This is a genomic window from Desulfobulbaceae bacterium (assembly GCA_015231515.1).
Classification (GTDB): Bacteria; Desulfobacterota; Desulfobulbia; order Desulfobulbales; family VMSU01; genus JADGBM01.
This window is the reverse complement of sequence record JADGBM010000001.1, coordinates 57,298-78,149: the sequence shown is the minus strand read 5'-3', so window position 1 is coordinate 78,149 and position 20,852 is coordinate 57,298. Positions and strand designations below refer to the sequence as shown.

General features: G+C 42.4%; 20 protein-coding genes. 6 read left to right on the top strand and 14 right to left on the bottom strand.

What is annotated here, in order from left to right:
• Positions 1 to 78: 78 nt before the first annotated feature.
• Complete coding sequence (lon, locus tag HQK80_00340) at positions 79 to 2,457, top strand: endopeptidase La (protein MBF0220673.1); 2,379 nt, start codon at positions 79 to 81, stop codon at positions 2,455 to 2,457.
• 38 nt (positions 2,458 to 2,495) lie between these two features.
• On the opposite strand, the gene HQK80_00335 is transcribed toward lon, so the two are convergent.
• The 13 genes from HQK80_00335 to HQK80_00275 form a co-directional block, all read right to left on the bottom strand.
• Positions 2,496 to 4,331 carry a PKD domain-containing protein gene (locus HQK80_00335; protein MBF0220672.1) on the bottom strand — a complete coding sequence of 612 codons (1,836 nt, stop codon included), beginning with the start codon at positions 4,329 to 4,331 and terminating at the stop codon, positions 2,496 to 2,498.
• 280 nt (positions 4,332 to 4,611) lie between these two features.
• Complete coding sequence (locus tag HQK80_00330) at positions 4,612 to 5,154, bottom strand: pentapeptide repeat-containing protein (GenBank protein ID MBF0220671.1); 543 nt, start codon at positions 5,152 to 5,154, stop codon at positions 4,612 to 4,614.
• Between the two features lie 453 nt (positions 5,155 to 5,607).
• The gene (locus tag HQK80_00325; GenBank protein ID MBF0220670.1) at positions 5,608 to 5,841 is read right to left on the bottom strand and encodes a hypothetical protein; all 234 of its coding nucleotides are present in this window, start codon (positions 5,839 to 5,841) and stop codon (positions 5,608 to 5,610) included.
• Positions 5,842 to 5,958: 117 nt separating this feature from the next.
• Positions 5,959 to 6,534 (bottom strand): LemA family protein, encoded by a 576-nt coding sequence (locus tag HQK80_00320; protein MBF0220669.1) that lies wholly within the window; start codon positions 6,532 to 6,534, stop codon positions 5,959 to 5,961.
• A 23-nt stretch (positions 6,535 to 6,557) separates the two neighbouring features.
• A complete protein-coding gene (locus tag HQK80_00315; GenBank protein ID MBF0220668.1) occupies positions 6,558 to 7,328 on the bottom strand; it encodes a TPM domain-containing protein in 771 nt (256 codons plus the stop codon).
• Positions 7,312 to 8,058: a hypothetical protein gene (locus tag HQK80_00310; GenBank protein ID MBF0220667.1), complete on the bottom strand. Its 747-nt coding sequence runs from the start codon at positions 8,056 to 8,058 to the stop codon at positions 7,312 to 7,314. The genes HQK80_00315 and HQK80_00310 overlap by 17 nt, the downstream gene beginning before the upstream one ends.
• Before the next feature lie 60 nt (positions 8,059 to 8,118).
• Entirely contained in the window at positions 8,119 to 9,429 is a 1,311-nt protein-coding gene (locus HQK80_00305) for a cyclic nucleotide-binding domain-containing protein (GenBank protein MBF0220666.1), read from the bottom strand.
• Positions 9,426 to 10,091 carry a membrane integrity-associated transporter subunit PqiC gene (locus tag HQK80_00300; protein MBF0220665.1) on the bottom strand — a complete coding sequence of 222 codons (666 nt, stop codon included), beginning with the start codon at positions 10,089 to 10,091 and terminating at the stop codon, positions 9,426 to 9,428. The genes HQK80_00305 and HQK80_00300 overlap by 4 nt, the downstream gene beginning before the upstream one ends.
• A gap of 18 nt (positions 10,092 to 10,109) precedes the next feature.
• Positions 10,110 to 11,072 (bottom strand): MCE family protein, encoded by a 963-nt coding sequence (locus HQK80_00295; GenBank protein ID MBF0220664.1) that lies wholly within the window; start codon positions 11,070 to 11,072, stop codon positions 10,110 to 10,112.
• A gap of 26 nt (positions 11,073 to 11,098) precedes the next feature.
• On the bottom strand, positions 11,099 to 11,872 hold the full coding sequence (locus HQK80_00290) for an ATP-binding cassette domain-containing protein (GenBank protein MBF0220663.1): 774 nt from the start codon (positions 11,870 to 11,872) through the stop codon (positions 11,099 to 11,101).
• A complete protein-coding gene (locus HQK80_00285; protein ID MBF0220662.1) occupies positions 11,872 to 12,996 on the bottom strand; it encodes an MlaE family lipid ABC transporter permease subunit in 1,125 nt (374 codons plus the stop codon). Before HQK80_00285 ends, HQK80_00290 begins: the two co-directional genes overlap by 1 nt.
• A gap of 169 nt (positions 12,997 to 13,165) precedes the next feature.
• On the bottom strand, positions 13,166 to 14,224 hold the full coding sequence (locus HQK80_00280; GenBank protein MBF0220661.1) for a FecR domain-containing protein: 1,059 nt from the start codon (positions 14,222 to 14,224) through the stop codon (positions 13,166 to 13,168).
• Positions 14,225 to 14,241: 17 nt separating this feature from the next.
• The gene (locus HQK80_00275) at positions 14,242 to 14,664 is read right to left on the bottom strand and encodes a hypothetical protein (GenBank protein ID MBF0220660.1); all 423 of its coding nucleotides are present in this window, start codon (positions 14,662 to 14,664) and stop codon (positions 14,242 to 14,244) included.
• Between the two features lie 301 nt (positions 14,665 to 14,965).
• Here HQK80_00275 and HQK80_00270 point away from each other — a divergent pair, with 301 nt between their 5' ends.
• The 5 genes from HQK80_00270 to HQK80_00250 all read left to right on the top strand — a co-directional run bounded on the left by HQK80_00270 (position 14,966) and on the right by HQK80_00250 (position 19,768).
• Positions 14,966 to 16,078: a branched-chain amino acid ABC transporter substrate-binding protein gene (locus tag HQK80_00270; GenBank protein ID MBF0220659.1), complete on the top strand. Its 1,113-nt coding sequence runs from the start codon at positions 14,966 to 14,968 to the stop codon at positions 16,076 to 16,078.
• A gap of 72 nt (positions 16,079 to 16,150) precedes the next feature.
• Entirely contained in the window at positions 16,151 to 17,053 is a 903-nt protein-coding gene (locus HQK80_00265) for a branched-chain amino acid ABC transporter permease LivH (GenBank protein MBF0220658.1), read from the top strand.
• A 3-nt stretch (positions 17,054 to 17,056) separates the two neighbouring features.
• Entirely contained in the window at positions 17,057 to 18,289 is a 1,233-nt protein-coding gene (locus HQK80_00260) for a branched-chain amino acid ABC transporter permease (protein MBF0220657.1), read from the top strand.
• The gene (locus HQK80_00255) at positions 18,282 to 19,067 is read left to right on the top strand and encodes an ABC transporter ATP-binding protein (GenBank protein ID MBF0220656.1); all 786 of its coding nucleotides are present in this window, start codon (positions 18,282 to 18,284) and stop codon (positions 19,065 to 19,067) included. Before HQK80_00260 ends, HQK80_00255 begins: the two co-directional genes overlap by 8 nt.
• Positions 19,061 to 19,768, top strand: a complete 708-nt coding sequence (locus HQK80_00250) for an ABC transporter ATP-binding protein (protein ID MBF0220655.1) — start codon at positions 19,061 to 19,063, stop codon at positions 19,766 to 19,768. The genes HQK80_00255 and HQK80_00250 overlap by 7 nt, the downstream gene beginning before the upstream one ends.
• Here the strand turns inward: HQK80_00250 and HQK80_00245 are convergent.
• On the bottom strand, positions 19,757 to 20,827 hold the full coding sequence (locus HQK80_00245) for a hypothetical protein (protein ID MBF0220654.1): 1,071 nt from the start codon (positions 20,825 to 20,827) through the stop codon (positions 19,757 to 19,759). The genes HQK80_00250 and HQK80_00245 overlap by 12 nt on opposite strands.
• Between the last annotated feature and the right edge of the window lie 25 nt (positions 20,828 to 20,852).

Below are 20,852 nucleotides of genomic sequence, written 5' to 3'. Positions count from 1 at the left end.
TGGCATTTTAACCACACATATGACTATTATGGGGTATAAGAAGTTTTAAACTGCGAATTATATAATTAAGGAATTACTATGCCGGCCAAAATAGATGATAAAAATATCAATCAGAATCGACACGTTGGAGTTGATCCTGAAGATTTGCCTGTTCCCAGATTTATTGCCGTTCTGCCCCTGCAGGGCTTTGTCTTTTTTCCAGGGATGGGGTTCCCTCTTCAAATTACCCATCCTGGTTCAAAACAGCTTGTCGATGAGGCCTTTGAAAAAGATCGTTTAATTGGAATGGTTGTTCATCGTCCGCTTAAAGGTAAACAAAAGCGACCTGTGCTGGCAAAGCACCTCTTTGATGTGGGTACGCTTGGCTATATTCATAAACTTGTAAAGGGAAAAGATGACACCTATCAAGTACTGGTCAGTGCCGTTAAAAAAATTCGAGTTTTGGAATATTCACAATATGAGCCGTATCATAAAGCTACCATAGAAACAATTGAGATGGTGCCGGTTAAAAGTCAGGGAGTCGAGGCCCTGATTCTTAACCTGCAAACCCAGTTTAAGCGTTTAGCAGAGCTATCCCAACTGCCTGAAGAGTTGGTGATGACCATCATGTCGCTTGATAATCCATTTCACGCTGGATATCTAGTCGGCTCGCAGTTGGGTCTTTCGCTAAAGGACGAACAGGCGCTTCTTGAAATCGAGGATATTGAAAAACTACTTGATAAAGTTACTCGTGAGTTGAATAAAAAACTGGAAACCCTGGAGGTTAGTCAGGAAATTCAGAAAAACATTAAGGAAGACGTTACCAAAAAGCAGCGCGAGTTTTTTCTCCGTCAGCAACTCAAGGCTATTCGTAAAGAACTTGGTGAAGATGATACCAATGTTGAAGTTGATGACTTGCAACTGCGCTTTAAAAACGCACAATTAACTAAGGAAGCCCGAGAAACCGCCGCAAAAGAGCTTGCACGTCTGGCACGTATTCCGTCATCGTCACCTGAGTATACAGTGTCGAGGACGTATATAGAGTGGATTTTAGATCTGCCCTGGATGAAATCTACGAAAGACAGTCTTGATATGGTTAAGGCGCGACAAATTCTAGATGACGATCATTATGGTCTTGAAAAAATTAAAAATAGGATCCTTGAATTTCTTGCGGTACTTAAACTTAAAAATGATCTTCATGGTCCGATTCTCTGTTTTGTAGGTCCTCCGGGTGTTGGAAAAACCTCGCTAGGGCAATCTATTGCTCGAACAATGAAGAAGAAGTTTGTCAGGATCTCTTTGGGTGGGGTTCGTGATGAAGCGGAGATTCGAGGTCATCGGCGAACCTATATCGGATCATTGCCTGGAAGGATTATTCAGAGTTTAAAAAAAGCAGGCTCCAATAACCCACTTTTTATGCTGGATGAAATTGATAAACTCGGTGCCGATTTCCGTGGCGACCCATCCTCGGCACTGCTGGAAGTTCTTGATCCAGAACAGAATTATACCTTTGCAGATCACTATCTTGATATCTCTTTTGATCTCTCGAAAGTTATGTTTATTACCACCGCAAACTATATTGAAAATATTCCTGGCCCGTTACGAGACAGGATGGAAGTTATCGAACTGACAAGCTACACCGAGGATGAAAAAGTACAGATCGCCAAACGTCATCTTATTGAAAAACAGTTGAGTGCCCATGCCTTGACATCTGATAATATAATTTTTCAAGATAAGGCGCTGCGAGAACTGATTCGTTCCTATACCCGTGAGGCTGGTGTTCGTAACCTTGAACGTCGAATCGGAGCAATCTGTCGTGGTGTGGCAAAGGAAATTGTTGGTGGTGATACGAACCGAAAAGTCATTACCGAAAGAGCAGTTGAACGTTTACTTGGCCCCATTGAATATTCCCCTGAAAGTGCCGCTCGAAACTGGGGGCCGGGATTGGCAACCGGTTTAGCTTGGACGCCAGTAGGTGGAGTTCTGTTATTTATCGAAGCCGCTAAAATGAAAGGGAAGGGTGGGTTAACGCTGACCGGCAAGCTCGGGGATGTAATGAAGGAGTCAGCAACAGCGGCATTGACCTATATCCGCTCGCACTCTGAGGCACTATCTGTTGATGATGAGATTTTTTCAACATCTGATATTCATGTTCATGTACCTGAGGGTGGGACGCCCAAGGATGGGCCATCGGCAGGTGTTGCAATGGTAGTGGCCTTAACGTCGTTACTGACAGGAAAGACTGTCAGAAAGGATGTGGCCATGACAGGTGAAATAACCTTACGTGGTGATGTGCTGCCGGTAGGAGGAATAAAAGAAAAGGTATTAGCCGCTGTTCGGGCTGATATTAAAGTACTGATTTTACCGGCCAGAAACGAAAAAGATGTGCTGGAGATTCCCAAAAACGCCAAAAAGGGCGTGAAGTTTCACTTTGTCCAGGAAATCAGTGATGCCCTGAGTAAGGTGTTTGTTGAGTAGATTACTGGGCTGTATTTACTAAAAGTGTTTGTTTTATTCTACCAGCATGTAACATCAATGCTGGCTTGGTTGCTGATACTGAATATGCCTTCGATATCGGTATCGGTAACCGACAGATTAATGGAGTAGGTGCCGGCCGCATCATATATATGGTCAACAGTATTAAAGCCGTCGTAATTTACGCCATCACCAAAAGACCACGTATATTCTCTTAGTGCCCCCTCATTCGCTTCAAATTGGACATCAAGCGGGCAGGTTGCCGTGACCGCATATTGTGTACTGAAATGTGCAAGGGGCATTGTGTTTGAGTATCGTTTGCTTTCAGCATTGAGAGTGTTGCTGTAAGCTGACATATAAATGGTTATTTCTTCACCAGGGTTTGCATTAGAGATAAAACAGTCAAACCCCTCTGAACTTCGAACTTCAGGATTGTTGATGATGCACAGCGGCTCGACTACACCCTCTTGGAAAATTTTAAAGCCATCATGGCTGGTACTAGATGTTGGGTATGACCACTTCACCAGGACTTGGCGTCGATTCTCTACAATTGGTGTTGATACAGTCATTGTTGTAGCGGACTCAAATAGAGCCTCGTTATATACCTCAATATTGCTATCAACAGGGGGAGTGATAGAAGCTGCAACGTCTGACATATTAGAAAGCAAGTTTGGCGCATCAAGTCCCGTTACCGGTGTAGTTGTGTTGCCATTTGCCTCAAGAGCTGCTTTCATGGAGTTAAGGGCATTAATAAAGCTTACGTAGTATGATAAATCCACATTTGCCTGGTAGGCAAGTACTAAGGCTGCCATTGCCGCCGCTTTTGCCTGGTTGATAAACTGTCTGGTTGGTTGGATGTTCAGTAAGCCAGATGCTGCTGTATCAACTGTATGGTTTGAGATTGCGCTTATAGCTATTGCGAAACGGGCATTAACAAAATCATAATCCAACATCTCCAGATACTGGAGTCCTAACTCCTGTCGTTCGATAATTTGATTATCGGTAAGGGTTACGCTCATCTGATTCAACATCATTTCCATTGATACAGTGGCGGTGGTCAGCTCCCACAACGTAGCTATTCGAGACATCTCAGCAGATGTCGTTCCATTAAAATTTCTGCCATCTAGTTGTCCATCTGAGATGTCCTCTCCTAACGATGCCAGGACAGCTCCTATGGTCTGGTCAGTCACCTCACCATTCCACATAAGCAGAGTTACTCTTCTAGTAGTTTCTATTAACCCCTCATTGGCCTTAACAAAAATAATTGAGTTGGTATCGTCAATGCTGGTTGTTAGTGGATTGAACCCTCCTGACTCAGGATTAGCGGCATCTATACCAAAATTAAATTTACTGATCACCCATCCTGTAATCAGTTCAATATCTTCGCTTCTCACCATAGCGAGGTCTGCACCGCTTCTGGCTAAAGCGGCATGATAGATGATAGTGGTCAACGGGGAGGCATTAATCTGACCACTAGAGAGGGAGAGGGAGTACATAGTGGTAGCATTGCTGAGATCGGTTATCAGGTCAACCCCACCAGTTAATTCAATTTTATATGGAGGCTTGCAGGTATTTTCAATAGTGAGAGAGTACGTTGCGTCATCATTGGTATCGCTAGAGTTGCAGAACTGGTCATAAACGTCATAAATACTGATTGCGCCGCCAGTGATCGGTCCATCACTGACATTCCCACCCAAAGCAACTCCGGCAACACCTGCTATATTGCCCGTTGCTGAACTGATTGATGATCCGTCGCCGCCTCCACCGCCTCCACCGTTGCAGGAGGTGAGGATTACAGAAAATAACAGTAATAAAGATTTTAGAAAAGATGTGGATTGGTATATGTGAGGGTGTTTTTCGAGTTCAGGTGCTTTCATAGACTAAATAATGTTTTTCTTATTATAATTTAATTTTTCATAACAAAATATTGAATGAACCGCCATTCGTTTTTCAATGCATAAGCAAATGACGTGCCAAGAAAAATTAACTAATCTGATTGTGCTTAAAAAAGGGAGAGGTTGGGCTTGGGAGGGGAGATATTTAGGGAATGACGGAAATAGTATAGAACTACTGAATAATGGGGGAGTTACACTGCCTGGTGGCAGATCAAGAGCATGCTTAATTGATTGCGCAACTATTACCAGTGCACAAATGTGGTCACTGAGTGTAGCCGATTGCCCCTTGTGTGAGGGCACCGGTTAAGACTGCTTCCGTGAGGTTTGCACCGGTAAGATCAGCACCCATCAGGTTAGCATCTTGCAAGTTTGTCTTGTACAGGTTGGCCCCTCTGAGATTAGCCCGTCTTAAAACAGTATTGCTTAGATCAGCCTCGGCGAGATTTGCGCCCTCAAGATTTGCTCCGATTAGGACCTGACCGGCCAGCCTTGCTTTGGCCAAGTTGCATCCAGGGCAATTCTGTGCAGTCTGTCGAACAATAAACTGAACGTCTTCGGTTGTTTTTGGGGTAATGGTAATCTTTTCAGGTTGATGTGCATCCTTTATTGCTTCATCTGCGGAGTTGTTTGCATTTGTTTTAGAAGAGGTATGACTTATTCCCTCCTCAAAATTTGTCGAGCCCTTTTCCAATAGGGTAAAACTGTATAACTGCATTCCTTTGTTATTAAAGAGTAAAAAATCGTTATTACTCTCATAAACCAAATAGCACAGTGTCTGTTTTTCCCCCCACTGGTAAAAACGCATGCAAAGTTGATCATCATCGATTTTCCAGTTTCCGGTGTCGGTGTCTTTACTGGTGTTCGTAGCAGAAAGTTTGTGGTTTTCGTGAAAAAGTATTTCTGCCTTTTGCCCGTAACCTGAGGCAGTTACCTTGCTTCCGCTGATTATATTCTGAATTGCAATTCCATTGAGTTTCTGAGCCCCATCTTCAACCGCATCTTCGAGGTTCTTTGTTCCACAGCCGGTTATGATAAGTGTGCAGAACAGACAAAAAGTAAAATTTGATAAGAGTGTCATTGTGGTTCCAATATAAAAATTTAATCTGTGAAAGAAGATGATTGTAAAGTTGTCTTAAAAATGAGACAGCTCGAATTCTATAACTAGTGATTCACGTCTCTATGTCCAAGAGATCTCTATTAAAAACATGCTATTGTAACTTGTCTCAACCGAACTCAATAACCATGACAGCACACAGCCTTATTTGCTGAACAGGTTGGTATAAAGCTCATCCTGGTAGCCGACAACAATTTTATCGGCAATGATCAACGTCGGCGCTCGTAATGTGCCGCTTCTGCCAATAGCATGAGAGAGTATTTCCGCCTTATTCTTGGTTGAAGGAACAAACTCCAAGGTCTTTTTTCCCTTGGCGATAATAAGATTAGACGATTTGTTCAGTATTTCCCAAGCGTCATTTGATTCAAGTTTATCCACACGAGCATCAGCAATTGAATGTATTGCCGAGTTGTTGTGATCAAGCACAGCCTGTGCTTTTTGACAAGATTTTCAGCCTTTTCGCATGTAAGCCCAGTCTATATTCATAATTTATCCTTAAAATTTAACCTGCGGCACAGCCTGTTCCGCTTCGGGCACTTTGAAGTATTCAGCATTAGTTACCCCGGCAAAGCCCGCAAAAAATCGGCCCATGAAAGTTCTGATGTAGGTGTTGAGGAGCTGCACGGAATCGTTATATCGTTTTCTGGCGACTGCAATGCGGTTCTCTGTTCCTTCCAGACTATCTTGCAGCTTGAGGAAGGATTCATTGGCCTTAAGCTGTGGATACTGTTCTCGCAGGAGCAGAAGCTTTGAAAGAGCACCTTCTAATTGGTTAGATGATTCAATTTTACCCTTAACTGTTGGAGCACTGAAATATTTCGTACGGGCCTCTGCAATAAATTGAAAAAGTTCCTTCTCATGAGAGGCATAGCCTTTGACGGTTTCTATCAGGTTGGGAATAAGATCATATCTACGTTTTAGCTGATTCTCTACCTCAGCCCAACTTCCTTTTACATTCTCATCCATAGAGACAACCTTATTGTAGCCGCCCACGTACCATTTGAATATTGCGAACGCCAAAAATAGTAGTATTCCCGCGACAATTAATACTGTTTTAAGTCCTTTTGACATTGAAACTCTCCAGTTTGTTAAATTTACCAGCCGCCCGAGGCCCCGCCACCGCCAAAACCACCGCCGCCTCCTCCACCAAAACCACCTCCACCACTCCAGCCCCCCCGACTTCTACCACCACCCATATTCATCATGAGCAGAAAAAGGGCCAAGCGAGGATGCCTGATAATAAAATAGATCATGATAATTAAAATGAGAAAGGGAAGAAGTTTTTCAAGAGGGGATTTGGGTTTGAGTTGTTGTTTTCCATAATCATTACTTGCAGGTATTGGCGGAAGATCGCCAATGGTAACGCCGGCATCATTTGCTATAATTTTTATAACAGCGAGAGTTGATGATAGAATACCGTTAGAATAATCACCTTTTTTTAAATACGGCACAAGATATTGGCGTCCGATAGAGCCAACCAGGCTGTCTGGCAGTATTGATTCTAAACCGTATCCGACTTCAAACCGGTATTTTCTGTCCTGAGTTGAAACAACAAACAGTAAGCCATTATCTTTGCCCTTTTGTCCGAGTTTCCACTTGTCATGAGCGAGATTAATGGAAAAATCCTCTATAGAATCGCCATCTAAGGAGGTAATAGTGAGTACAATAACCTGGGCAGATGTTTTTTGTTCAAGCTCCTTGAGGTAACTGTTCAGGGATGTTTCTGCGTTGACGTTAATAATATCGGCCAGATCAACAACGTAGTTTGCAGGTTGAGCCGGAATGGTAACTGCTGCAGGGATTGAAGAAGCAGTACTTAGTAGCAGAATAATTAATAGAGTTAAAAGTTTAGATACTGATTTCATTAACTATCTTTCCTAATTTCTCAAAAGCACTATAGTAGTTTTCGAATATGGTGTTAAATTCAGCCATTGATGGTTTCAGTACATTTTGTTTAATTTGCTGGGCTTTAAAAAACGGATCAGTATTGATGGCGACAGCAGTTGATAGGGTCTGTATGACTTTATTTACTTGTATCACCGATTCTTGCCGAAGTAAGAACATAAGCGCCCGAAAGAGAGGGATATCGCTGGTTATGACTGCGATGAATTTCTCAGACAATAATTGTGGGTCGGCCTGTGATGAAAGGTACCCCTGACGCAACCCGATCAATTTAGTTTTTATCTCCCTCTCACATTGATGCCGAAGGTCGTGCCGTTCAATCTCAATGCTATCGAGAATTTCGTTGCCATATGCTGTCTGGTGTATAATTTTGAAATTGAGAAATTCAATGGGAAAAACATCAAGTGACTCGGTGATATAGTCCGGGGTCATTATAAGAGGAGCAGCGACCTTTTTCTTGCCAAATTTTTTACCAAGTGGGGCAATTTCCTCTAAAAATTTTAAGTCCATATCTTTTAAAATAATTATAGAATTGACATCCGATTTGGAACTGTTGAAATCTTCAGTAATAGCGGAGCCGGTAACGACCAGGGAGTGAATCTTTGCCTGGTGCGTTGAAAGGATTTGCTCAAAAAAAGGCCGTATCGTCTCTACTGCTTTGGGGTTGACTTTGGTTAAATTTAAAGGTGTCACAGTGGTTTTTTCCTTTGGTGGCATTTATTCATTGGGCGCTGAGTTTTTTTAAGTACGGCACTAATTGAAAGTCATTTTATATAACATTTTCTGTGTAATGCCGAACTCCTTTTCAAGGCTCTCCATGTCAAGTTGAAACACGATCCAGTTGGAAATCTCATTGTTGTTATTTTTTATTTCAATTGCCAGTTCAGTCTCTTTGCTTCCTTGAGCACCGTCTGCGCCGGTTCGGTATAAATTTAGGATTTTGAAATTTTTCTTCTTGTCGCCAGTAAAATTAATACCGCTGTAATGTGTGTTAACACTAACATCATTTTTTGGCGCATTGGCGGTATAACCATGGGTAACAAGTTTAAGGTTATTAAGCACTAAAATACCATTTATTGAGAATTGTTCTGGGTGTGTTTTTTTAAAATATCGTTCGATTGTTTTTTGAACCTGTGATCTGTCCTCTATTGGTAATATCGGACTTATGTCACTGTATAAGAGTTTATAGTCATTGGTGATCCTATTCTGGAAGCTTTGCTTTTTGTGGTCAAGTATCTGTATTCCCTTAGAAAAGTTGCTAAGTCCGACGGAAAGAACGACCAGAAGTGAAGCAAGAACAGCAAAGGTTGGCAGGAAAATATGTTTTAGTTTACGGTATTTTTCTTCCAGCCTGACCAGGTTGGTAACGTTTCGGCTTAAGAAAATATAGCCCGCTATATTAAAGTGACCATCGTAAATCACGGTTGTGCTTGTCGATACGTAGCGCTCGTCGCCATCAGGACATCGGATCAGTAATATTTTTTCGGTAAGGTGTTTGCCGGCCTGGACATCTTCAATAAATTGGCGATACTCTTCCGGATTCTGAAATACATCTGAGACGGATTGGCCCTTCATCTCCTGCCAGACCCTGCCATGCAGGATTTCAGCTGCTTTATTCCAGGCCATGATTTTATTGCTGGTATCTGTCATAACCACAGCATCTGGCAATTGGTCACAAAACTCTTTCAAACCATGAGCAACCTGGGTTGTATCTTTTAAGCGCTGGGCGAGTGTGTGAATAATTTCCTGTGAAACTTCCGAGTATTTACGGAGAAATTCGGGGATAGAATCTTCAGGGATTTTAAGCAGTCTTGTCTCTGTTTGCGCAACAACAGAAGCCGTGCGATTGGTGTCGAGCAGATAACTCATCTCACCAAACAACTCACCAGAACGATAAATCTCGCCAATCTGTTTTTTGTTTTTTAAAAGCTTTAAGCTGCCATGAATAAGAATAAAAATGTCTTTTGAATCATCACCTTCTAAAAAGACAGGCTTGCTCTCGCTGTAAGTTTCCAGAAAATGACTTAAGGATTGATCGTTGATCAACTGTTGAATTCTAATCATCGTAGTTTTTTTGCCAGCAAGATAGTTATGTCGTGTGTGATTTCCGCCATTGCCAAAGCCATGGCCTGTGAAACAGCTAAAGGGCTTTTTTCCTGGCAGCGGATTTTTGAGCTGAAAGATTGTTGGGTCAATACCTGTTTTGTAACGTCTGGTTCAGCCTCCTTCACGACAGTAATTGTGACAGAAATTACAGCATACCAGTATGGTTCTTCATCGGATTCAATAAATTTATCGACTACACCTTCAAGACGATGGGTCGGCCTCAGGCGTCCTGATGGAGAAGTAACGGCCAGGAAAAGTTTGGAGGCTTGCAGATCTCTGGCCAGATAATATGAAACAATATCGGCCGGGGTTGTTCGCCATCGATGATAGGTGTAGGCGGATATTGTCGCTTTTTTTTCTTGATAGAGCATCTTGTCCGTTTGATATTCCGGAGATGAAGAAAAACGATCAACTGCTATAATTACCGGAATAACAGGGGCCTCATTAGCCGGTGGCGGTTCATAGTCGAGGGTATAATAGTCGATAGTAATGGGTGGCTGTTTTGATGGAAGACAGCCATAAAACAGCAGAGTACACAAAATGACAATGGCTGAGGTGAAGGCGATTTTACTTGGGAACTTGCTGATTATGCGGGGTTTGAGTCGATAATAAGGCGTCATGGATATACTCATAATGGATTATTGTATGCGTCTTGCCGGGGCATCCCCAAAGAGTAGCTGTGATGGCTGGTCGTTGAGTTGGTCGATCAGGTCGTTTAGTTTGCTGTTCGTTCGTTGTGTTTGTTGGCTTATAATAAGAAGCTGTTTGTTGAAAATATCAATAGTGTTTTCAGCAGCGCCTATCGTGTCGGATGCCTTGATGAGAAGTGGTTGAGTGGCAATAAGCAGTTCGTTGGTATCCTGGCGCAGGGCATGTAATGTGTTTTTTGCCTCAGTACTGAGCTCGGTAATATCTAAAGCCTGTACAGATTTATCAAGGTGCTCAAGTAAAGAGTTTAATCGTGCGGTTATTTGAGGGAGGTCTGAGTTGGAGAGAGTTGAGTTGAACTGTTCAAAGGTCAATTGGATTTGAGTCGAAAGACCTGTAATGTCAGTATCGGTAATTGCCTTGTCAATATGGTTTATGGTCTTTTTTACATCTGTAGCGAGACCGGCGATATCGATGGTTTTCAATTTCGTAACAATCTCTTCCACACTGCTAAAAAGTTGCTTGATATCTGATGAGCGCGCCGGAATAACGGGATATTCGGTGGGGAAATTCAGCTGAGTAATAATTTGACCTGAAGATTCATCTGTATCGTGGTCAAGCTCAATGAACATATTGCCTGTAATACCGACAACCTTGAGCTGGGCAACGACTTTATGCTGGAGCGTGAAATCATGTGAAAGCTCAATGACAACCTCGATTAAATGGGAGTCTGCAGCTACTTTAATACGCTGAACCCTGCCAATAGGCACACCTCGATACTTTACCGGTGCCTCCACTGTAAGACCCTGGACAGATTCATCAAAAAAAATCGAATAGAGATCACCTTTTTGGAAAAAATTACTCATTCCAAGCCAGATAACAGTGACCACAATAATGGAAAGACCGCAGGCCACAAAGAAGCCTACTATAAATTTGGTTTTCTTATCGTTCATAATAATAAATCGAGATCTCTACGTTGCTATGGTGCTTCAGGTTTTCGTCTAAAAAAGCGCTGTACGTAGCTGTTAAGACTGTGGTCTCGGAGTTGAAAGGGATCACCTTCAGCGACAATTCCCTTAATGTTTTTGTCAAGCATTATGACCCGGTCAGCTATGTTAAAAACACTAGATAACTCGTGTGTTACGATGATCATGGTAGTGCCTAAAGTGTGATTAATATGGAGCAGTAGGCGGTCAAGTTCTGCAGATGTAATCGGGTCAAGCCCGGCCGACGGTTCATCACAAAAAAGAATAGAGGGGTTAAGGGCCATGGCGCGTGCAAGGCCGGCTCTTTTTTTCATGCCCCCTGAAATTTCAGTTGGGAAATGGTTTTCATAGCCCAATAGACCCACCATATTAAGTTTCATTTTGACCAGACATTGAATGTTTTCTTCAGGAAGGCCGGAGTATTCACGTAATGGAAGCGCAACATTTTCAGCCAGGGTCATAGAGCCGAACAGGGCGCCGCTCTGAAATAAAATACCGCATTGTCGCAATACGGTATGAAGAGTTTTACTTGAGCCTCCAGTAACATCCATCTCGTTAATGACTATGGTTCCGGAAAGGGGTTGAAGTAATCCGATCATGTGTTTAAGAAGGGTGCTTTTCCCGCACCCACTGCCGCCTAAAATAATGAATATTTCACCGGCATTAACATCAAAATTGATACTTTTAAGAATTATCTGATTTTCAAAGCCGCAGGTAAGATCTCGAACCTGAATCAGGGATCGGGGCTTTTCGCGGAACATAGTCATTACCAGTACCTCAAAATAACGACCATGATAGAGTCAATGACAATGACCATGAATATGCTGGTAACTACGGCAGAAGTTGTGGCTTTGCCAACGTCGGCTGCGCCTTCTTTTACCTGAAATCCTCGCAGGCAGCCGATCCATGAGATAAACAGAGCAAATATTCCCCCTTTAAAGACCCCCCAGAATACATCAAAAAGTCTAAGAGTATTAATTGTTTGAGTGATGTAACCATCTACGGTGAGACCAAGCATGGTGATACCGACAATCAGCCCCCCCAAGATGGCAAATATGTCTGAAAATAAAATGAGGAGAGGAACCATCAACACCGTGGCGATAATTCGTGGTAGCACCAAAAACTGATGCGGATCTATACCCATTGTGAAAAGAGCATCAATCTCCTCAGAGATTTTCATTGAACCAATCTCTGCTGCAAATGCTGAAGAGGATCTGCCAGACACAATTATAGCGGTCATGATAGGCCCAAGTTCACGGGTCATACTTAAACCAACTAACGAGGCAACGTAAATATTTGCTCCGAACTGCTTGAGCTGCACTGAGGACATAAAAGCCATGATCAGGCCCAGTAGAAAACTTATAAGGGCAACAATGGGCAGGGCATCGACACCAACACGGCGCATATTATAAATGGTGTCATCAGTTCGAAACGATTTAGGCGACGCTAAGAGCCGAAAAAATGAGAATATCGTTTCGCCCAGAAAAGTCATGCCAAAAGAGAATTTCTTAATCGATACTAAAGTGGAAGACCCGATTTTGACAAATATATCCGGTGAAGATGATGGAGAGGCAAGAGGGGCGGTTAATTTGTCAAAACTGTGAATTTTGAATAACTCTTTGATAGTGTCGGAAACGTTTGTGAGATAAAAATTGCCTCCAGACGATAGGATTTTCTGTTTTATGCAGGCAAGCGATGAGATGCCGTAATCGTCAATGGCTTTGAGGTCAGAGAGATCGACAATTAATGAAGATGGTCTTTTTGAGGAGATTTCAATTTCTGCTAATTGCGTGAACCTGGCAGTATTTGAGGTGTTCAATTCACCCTCTATGGCCATGGTGAGTTCGTTGTTTCTGTTATCAGTAAGAGTAAAAAGAGGTTCTGATGACATACCTATTTTTCCTGGATATCGGTATTAGATTAGGTGCCGTCAAAAAACAACATGGCTATTTACGATGCATTACCTTATGGCTCCTTATGCCATATGACTAGATAAAACGGCCAGGTTATTTTCTGACAATGGCTTTACTAAAGAACAGGTTTGTTGTTTAGGCACCAGACTACTTGCAGACATCGCTTGAACGAAGGCTTTTTGCAATTTCTCTTGCTTGCTCTGCTGTAATTCCCATCTCGATTGCCTCATTCATTAAAGAGTCAAAGGCAATTTTATTGGAGTTTGTCATGCCTATGAGCACAGCATTCAAGGCGCTGTCGACTGCCATACCCCTATTTGACACCGCATTTCTGAAAATCTGGGCGGCAATTTCCTGGTTGTTTTTAATCTGGTTGGATAACTCTACGAAATCACTTTCAAACTCATTTTCAGTTGCACTGTCAGTGAGGCTTTCTTCGGTCTGGTCGCTATTACTATTTTGAACAGGGCTGATTTGAGCAGAGGGCTCTTTGGGAGAATTAATATCGCCTGGTGAGAACTGTGGCGTCACCTGTAGGTTCTGGTTGTTGGGTGCTGGTGAGTTGGTAGGGTGTCGGCTAAGGGAAAGATTCTGTCTGACAAAGTTTAATTCTGCATCACTGAAAATATGTGGAGCTTGAATGGGTTGGTTGATGCCGGAAGTGTTTGTGCCCGAGCCCGGTTCAGAAATAGTAACGATACCTGTGTTATTACTTACGGTAATACCACTACCGCCTTCAAAGACGACAGAGAGATTTGAGCCGGTTACCTGAGCGGCATACATGGAGCCTCTGATGCCGATATTCCCGGAAGGGGTCTCTGTGATAAATTTGTTGGGGGATGTTTTGGTCAATATTCCACCCATCACCCTGAAAACACCCTCAGAGACGGTAGTGGTAAGTTTGCCGGTTTTATCGTCGGCTAAATAATAATCTGAAATTTCAAAAATGCTTTTTGTGCCCAGGCTGATAATGGTGTTATCTGTGAATAAAATCTGTAGGCGCCCATTAATACCGGTTCTGATTGAATCATGAAGTTGTAGCGGGTCTTTTATGTGTAATTGTCGTGATAATCCATCTTTGTTAATGGCTTGAACGTCACCTCTAAGGGCAATCACCGAGGCGACAGGCATAAGAAGATTATCAGCTGCAAGCAAGCTCGAAGGTAAAAGCAGAATAATGATCGTCAGTGATAAAAGTAATTGCATGAGAATAAATAGTAGTATCAGTTCCCTGACGTGTCTAAAATGTGTTGTATGTTTATTCGAGCCTGTTGTGGTAGGTCATCAGCGCTTAAGACCTCCGAAAAATAGTGGCGGGCCGTTTTTAGTGCGCCAAGTTTGTAAAAGGCCTTGCCAAGTTCAATTTTTGCCTGAGTAGCGCCTGGATCAAGCAGTAATACCCGTTCAAAGGCCATTACTGCAGATTCGTTATCTGATATTGCCGCAGCCTCAATGCCGAGATTAAAATTTATTTCAATATTGTCGGGTTCTTGTCTGAAGGCGAGCCAATATGTTTCAAATGATTCATGGTGATGTCCAGACTCTGAAGAGCTTTGCGCCAAAGCTACAAGTGAGCTGACATCGCCGGCGTACGCACTGTTCAACAGTAGTATCAAAAGAATAACTGTAAGGTTGAAAAGACGCATAAGGCATAATTCCTAATTTTTTGAGGCATGGGCGAAAAAAAATAAATTGCGGATGTTGTCGGTTTGTGACAATCAACCTTAAAATCTAGTGATACTATAACATATTCGGTTCTCAAACATAAAAGGTAAAGAAAAATGTAACTTGTTATTTCTGTGGTGGCCCAAAATTGCGAAAACCACCAAAACGTAACTGAAGTTAAAGAATTTCAGTGTGAAACGTGCCTTGACTGAAATGTTTTCGCCTATTATATAAAATTAATAAACCACTTATATAACGGAGAAAAGGAGGCAAGCTAACGACATGTTGAACCGTACCGTATTTCTTGTTGTCTGTTTTGTTTTACTGTTTGGTGTGCAAAGCTACTCAGCTGAAACGATTAAAATAGGTGTTCCCGGGGCTCATAGTGGAGACCTGGCTTCATATGGACTGCCAACCATTAAAGCAGTTGAACTTGTCGTGAAGGAGATTAATGCCGGCGGCGGGGTTAACGGCAGACAGGTTGAAATTTATGCTGAAGATGATGCCTGTAAACCTGAAGTTGCTACCAATGCAGCCACAAAACTTGTTTCTATGAAAGTTGATGCAATTGTCGGCCATATATGCAGTGGTGCTACAAAGGCCGCTATGGGAATTTACAAAAATGCCAATCTGGTAGCTATCTCTCCGTCAGCCACAAATCCTGAATTAACTCAGAGCGGGGACTATCCAAATTTCTTTCGTACGATAGCTTCTGACGATTTGCAGGCAAGTACCCAGGTTGATTTTATTTTGAATAACTTGAAACTTACAAAAATCGCAGTTGTTCATGATAAGCAGGATTACGGAAAAGGTCTTGCCGAGTTTGCTAAACAATTTATTGAAAAATCCGGACGGGCACAAGTGGTGCTTTTTGAAGGGGTAACTTCCGGGGCTGTGGATTATTCCGCAATTGTCCAAAAGATCAAACGCTCTAAGGCTGAAATCGTTCTTTATGGCGGATATCACCCTGAGGCCTCAAAAATTATTACTCAAATGCGAAAGAAAAAAATGAAGACATTATTTATTTCTGGTGATGGTGTTAAAGCTGACACCTTTATTAAAGTTGCAGCACAGAATGCTGAAGGTATTTATGCTACTGGACAAGCGGACACCTCACAGAATTCTGTTATGATAAAAGCCAAGAATGATTTGAAAAAGGTTTACGGCGAAGACCCCGGTAATTTTTTTGAAAATGCCTATTCTGCAGCCTTAGCACTTTTGAATGCAATCGACAAAGCCGATTCAACCGATTACGACAAATTGGTGCATGCCCTGCGGAGTGAATATGTAGAAACTCCAGTCGGGAAAATTAGTTTTGATAAACATGGTGATGCGATAGGGGTTGGTTTTTCTGTATATCAGGTTAGGAACTCGGCATTTGTCGAGGTTAAATAGTGGTTGAACGAAAAGTGCATCAGTCAAAGTTAATAGATAGTTCTATCAATGTTATGATTTTATGGCTGCCTGGTGGAATATTTTATTGAACTTTTTTTGAGCGGTCTTACCCGAGGCAGTATCTATGCTCTTATCGCCCTCGGTTACACCATGGTATACGGCATAATTGGGCTTATTAATTTTGCCCATGGTGAGATTTATATGATAGGTGCATTTACCGCTCTTATATTCGCTAATCTACTTACGGTGTGGGGCTGGCCCACCGCTGCGATTCTTATTTGTGCCGGTTCAGCGGCCGTAATTTACTCCTGTGCCTATGGATATACAGTAGAGAAAATTGCCTATAAACCATTGAGAAACGCACCACGTCTCTCACCGCTGATCAGTGCGATTGGCATGTCAATTTTTCTGCAAAACTATGTTCTTCTTGCTCAGACCTCCGACTTTATGCCTTTCCCATCTTTAATCCCTGATTTTGACTTTATGGAACCTGTTGCCCATATTATTGGCTCTTCTGATTTGGTAATAATGGTGACAACTTTTGTTGTCATGCTTTTGCTTACTCTTATTATTAAATTTACTCGAATTGGCAAAGCAATGAGAGCCACAGCACAAGACAAGAAAATGGCACTTCTGATTGGGGTTGATGTTAATAAGGTGATCTCTGCAACCTTTGTTATTGGCTCAGGGCTTGCGGCTATCGGCGGTCTGCTTATTGCCTCGCATGTTGGCCAAATTAATTTTTATATAGGTTTTCTGGCCGGCATAAAGGCCTTTACAGCTGCAGTTCTAGGCGGGATTGGCAGCATGCCTGGGGCTATGTTAGGTGGATTGCTTCTGGGCTGGACAGAAAGTTTTGCCACGGGCTACGTGTCTAGTGATTATGAAGATGTGTTTGCATTTTCACTGTTGGTACTCATCTTGATTTTTAAGCCCAATGGGATTTTGGGTCGGAAGGAGGCTAAAAAGGTTTAACTGATGCGGGTTACTACCGAACTGAAAAAATCCCTTTATATTGCCTTATGGTTCATGTTTTTAACCTTCCCGATTTTGGTCATTAAGGTTGACCCGTTTGAAAAGACGGTATTGTGGCGATGGTATAATCTCGCTTTTGTAGGTATCTCAGTTTTTATTCTTTCATCTGCTACCCACCTGATCCGCAATAAAGAATCTCAACGGAGTAAAATCAGCATCCAAAAAACGGTTGCTAATCAATATGATTCATTTCAATCCACTTATCGTACTCCAAGGCTTAATCTCCTCTTGATTGTGGTTTTGTGTCTCTTTACCGTAGTGTTTCCATTTGTATTCTCCAGTTATCAAACAACTATTATGACCACAGCGTTACTGTATGTTGTTTTGGGCTTAGGGTTAAATATCGTGGTTGGGCTGGCCGGATTATTGGATTTGGGTTATGTGGCTTTTTATGCGGTAGGCGCCTACAGCTACGCCTTATTGAATGTACACTTTGGCCTTGGCTTCTGGTCAGCACTGCCAATAGGTGCCGTATTGGCCGCAGCTTTTGGCGTTTTGTTGGGTTTTCCTGTTCTCAGGCTCCGCGGTGACTATCTTGCCATTGTTACCCTTGGTTTCGGCGAGATTATTCGACTGATACTTGAAAACTGGAATGAATTTTCGTTCGGGCCCAGTGGCATTGCCAATATTCCTAAGCCAACTTTTTTTGGAACCACCTTTTCTATAGAATCGACCACCATTTACCTCTATTTTTTGGCTCTATTGCTTGTGCTGTTTACGATATTCGTAGTTGACAGGCTGCAAAATTCCAGGATAGGCAGAGCATGGATTGCCCTGCGTGAGGATGAGATCGCCTGTCAGGCTATGGGGATAGACCGAACTAAAACTAAACTGAGCGCCTTTGCTTTAGGGGCAACGTGGGCTGGTCTGGTAGGTGTTTTTTTTGCTGCGAAAACAACATTTATAAACCCTGCCAGTTTTACCTTTCTGGAGTCGGCTATTATTCTTTCGATTGTTGTACTTGGCGGCATGGGCTCAACTGTAGGAGTAATTGTTGGTGCTTTGGTTTTTATCTTATTGCCTGAATATCTTCGGGCATTTTCCGATTATCGAATGCTCCTTTTCGGTGCCATTATGGTCATCATGATGATCTACCGGCCACAGGGAATTATTCGGAAAGTCAGACGCTCATATAGTTATACAAGGTCGGCAGATAAAGGGTTTTACGATGGGTGATGTTTTGCTTGTCCGAAAACTTTCAATGTTCTTTGGTGGTTTAAGAGCTATCAACAGCGTTGATCTGGAAGTAGGCAGTGGAGAGATAGTTGCTCTGATTGGCCCAAATGGGGCTGGGAAAACCACCATTTTCAACTGTGTAACAGGCATTTATGCACCCAGCTCTGGAGATATCTTTGTTACAAACAGGGACGGCAAGGTCCAGCGCCTTAATGATTTGAAGCCTAATACGATCACTGAAAATGGTGTCGCCAGAACCTTTCAAAATATCCGCTTGTTCTCCGGTATGACCGTATTGGAAAATGTGATGATTGGCTGTCATTGTCGAAGCAAAGCCGGTATTGTCGCAGCGATTTTCAAATTTGCTTCAACCAGGAAAGAAGAGCAACTTGTAGTTAATAAAAGCTATGCCTTGTTAAAACAGATGGGATTGGATCATTGCGACGATGAGCTGGCTGGAAACTTGCCTTATGGTGCACAACGACGACTTGAAATAGCCAGAGCTTTGGCAACAGATCCAATTCTACTGCTTCTTGATGAACCAGCTGCTGGTTTAAACCACAATGAAACGTCTGAAATAAATGATTTAATTGTCAGTATCAGAGATATAAATAAGGTCTCTGTTTTGTTGATTGAGCATGATATGAAATTAGTTATGAATGTATCTGATCGAATTTATGTAATGGATTGTGGCGAAAAAATTGCTGAAGGAACTGCCGAAGAAATTCGTAATAACCCTGCGGTTATTAAAGCATATCTGGGTGAAGCGCCGTGCTGAACCTCTCGAAGGTCTTCTCAGGGTATGGAAATATTGTAACTGTCAGAGATGTTTCAATTCAATTTTCTGAAGGCGAAATCGTTGCCTTAATCGGCGCTAATGGTGCGGGTAAATCGACAATTCTGATGACTATTTGCGGTATTATCCCCGTGAGGTCAGGCAGTATTTATTTTAGAGGTCGACCGATTCACGGTCTGCCTCCGAATAAAATTGTGGAACTCGGCATAAGCCAGGTTCCTGAGGGACGACATATATTTCCACAACTTTCCGTGATGGAAAATCTTGAAATGGGTGCCTTTCTTCGTAAGGATCCTGTTGAGATTAAAAAAGATCTACACTATGTCTTCGATTTATTCCCAATCTTGGAAAAACGAAAAAGACAAGATGGGGGGACCTTGAGTGGTGGTGAACAGCAGATGCTCGCCATCTCACGAGCCCTGATGGCGAAGCCAAAACTTTTGCTGCTTGATGAACCCTCTCTTGGCCTTGCTCCAATAGTTATGAAACAGATATTTGATATAATTTTGAAGATCAATCGTGACCATAAAACAACGATTTTTCTTGTCGAACAAAATGCTAACTTGGCTTTACAGGTTTCCCATAGGGGATATGTGATGGAACATGGCGGGATTGTTCTTGCAGATAGTTCTGCTAACTTGGTGTCAAATAATGCGGTTAAAGAGGCGTATCTAGGTGTCTGATGAGTAAATAGTGTTATATCTGATGGGAAAGTCATCAACATGATCTGGTGAAGGGATCAGGAGTTGATCGTGAACATTAAGCCACTGGTATTCCGGGCGCAGACGATGCAGCTTGCCGTCTTCAGGAGGTTTTGAGTAAATTGAGTTTCTGTAAACTACGTGCAGCATAGCAACTCCATGATCATCTTTCATGTCAATCATGTAGCGTTCGACTAGTGTGTCAAACTTCAGGCCGTGCTCATAGGCAAGTTGAAACATATCTCCTAATGGAACGCGAATGAGTACATACTTGCTAACACCACGCTCACTTATTCTGGTCAGTGTTCTCGCCTCTGCACTGGCGACGTAGATAGTTGAAATAAAGTTCATTTTCTTTAATAATTGGGCAGCAACAACAGCCGCAGTTCTCCGTCCTCCTACCGAGTGATGAAATCCGTAATTTTCAAAAAGTTTATGATGGAGATGTTCTGCGTATTTTTCGCCACGTTCATATAAATCTTTGGCAATATAGCGCAGGCTTAAAGCCATATCCTCTGTCGCTTCGTCAATCGGCCAGTCTACCCGCACGTGAAAATGCGTCATCATATAGCGATTTTCTTTTTTGATTGATGGGTCGTTCTGGATAAGCAAGGCATAGTCAACGGGCCTGATAGTATCGACAAAATTGACAAAGCCAGGGTTGTTGAAGTACCGAAGGTTGTTCGTATATGTCTTGTTGAGCGAAATATATGGAAGTTGTTCAATGGTCTCCTTGGTTACTTTGTTTGAATCAAAGAAACGGAGAAATTTTTTAAAGTTGTTGGGTACGGTTCCTTCGCAGAATATAATAAAGAAATGGTTCTGCATGGCAAACTCTTGTTCTGCAACGCGAGCTCGTGGTTTTAACTCGCGTTTAAGTACGAAGGGGTAGGGAATACCAGCTTGGCAGAAATTACGGTACGAGTCAATGAGGGCAATTTTAGCGAGATTATTGTCCAACTGGTCGCGCAACACCTCGTAGAGGGAGCGACGCAGACGAAGACGTGTACTCAGGTGATATCTATAGGGCCAGGTAAGCATTAAGTTTGTTTGGTAATATCACGGC

Coding starts and splice junctions, on each gene's coding strand:
- HQK80_00335 (MBF0220672.1), bottom strand. CDS start 4,331: ATGAAAGCACCTGAACTCGAAAAACACCCTCACATATACCAATCCACA.
- HQK80_00275 (MBF0220660.1), bottom strand. CDS start 14,664: ATGCGTCTTTTCAACCTTACAGTTATTCTTTTGATACTACTGTTGAAC.
- HQK80_00295 (MBF0220664.1), bottom strand. CDS start 11,072: ATGAACGATAAGAAAACCAAATTTATAGTAGGCTTCTTTGTGGCCTGC.
- HQK80_00285 (MBF0220662.1), bottom strand. CDS start 12,996: ATGTCATCAGAACCTCTTTTTACTCTTACTGATAACAGAAACAACGAA.
- HQK80_00320 (MBF0220669.1), bottom strand. CDS start 6,534: ATGTCAAAAGGACTTAAAACAGTATTAATTGTCGCGGGAATACTACTA.
- HQK80_00260 (MBF0220657.1), top strand. CDS start 17,057: ATGCGGGTTACTACCGAACTGAAAAAATCCCTTTATATTGCCTTATGG.
- HQK80_00255 (MBF0220656.1), top strand. CDS start 18,282: ATGGGTGATGTTTTGCTTGTCCGAAAACTTTCAATGTTCTTTGGTGGT.
- HQK80_00315 (MBF0220668.1), bottom strand. CDS start 7,328: ATGAAATCAGTATCTAAACTTTTAACTCTATTAATTATTCTGCTACTA.
- HQK80_00280 (MBF0220661.1), bottom strand. CDS start 14,224: ATGCAATTACTTTTATCACTGACGATCATTATTCTGCTTTTACCTTCG.
- HQK80_00290 (MBF0220663.1), bottom strand. CDS start 11,872: ATGACTATGTTCCGCGAAAAGCCCCGATCCCTGATTCAGGTTCGAGAT.
- HQK80_00300 (MBF0220665.1), bottom strand. CDS start 10,091: ATGACGCCTTATTATCGACTCAAACCCCGCATAATCAGCAAGTTCCCA.
- HQK80_00270 (MBF0220659.1), top strand. CDS start 14,966: ATGTTGAACCGTACCGTATTTCTTGTTGTCTGTTTTGTTTTACTGTTT.
- HQK80_00330 (MBF0220671.1), bottom strand. CDS start 5,154: ATGCGTTTTTACCAGTGGGGGGAAAAACAGACACTGTGCTATTTGGTT.
- lon (MBF0220673.1), top strand. CDS start 79: ATGCCGGCCAAAATAGATGATAAAAATATCAATCAGAATCGACACGTT.
- HQK80_00305 (MBF0220666.1), bottom strand. CDS start 9,429: ATGATTAGAATTCAACAGTTGATCAACGATCAATCCTTAAGTCATTTT.
- HQK80_00245 (MBF0220654.1), bottom strand. CDS start 20,827: ATGCTTACCTGGCCCTATAGATATCACCTGAGTACACGTCTTCGTCTG.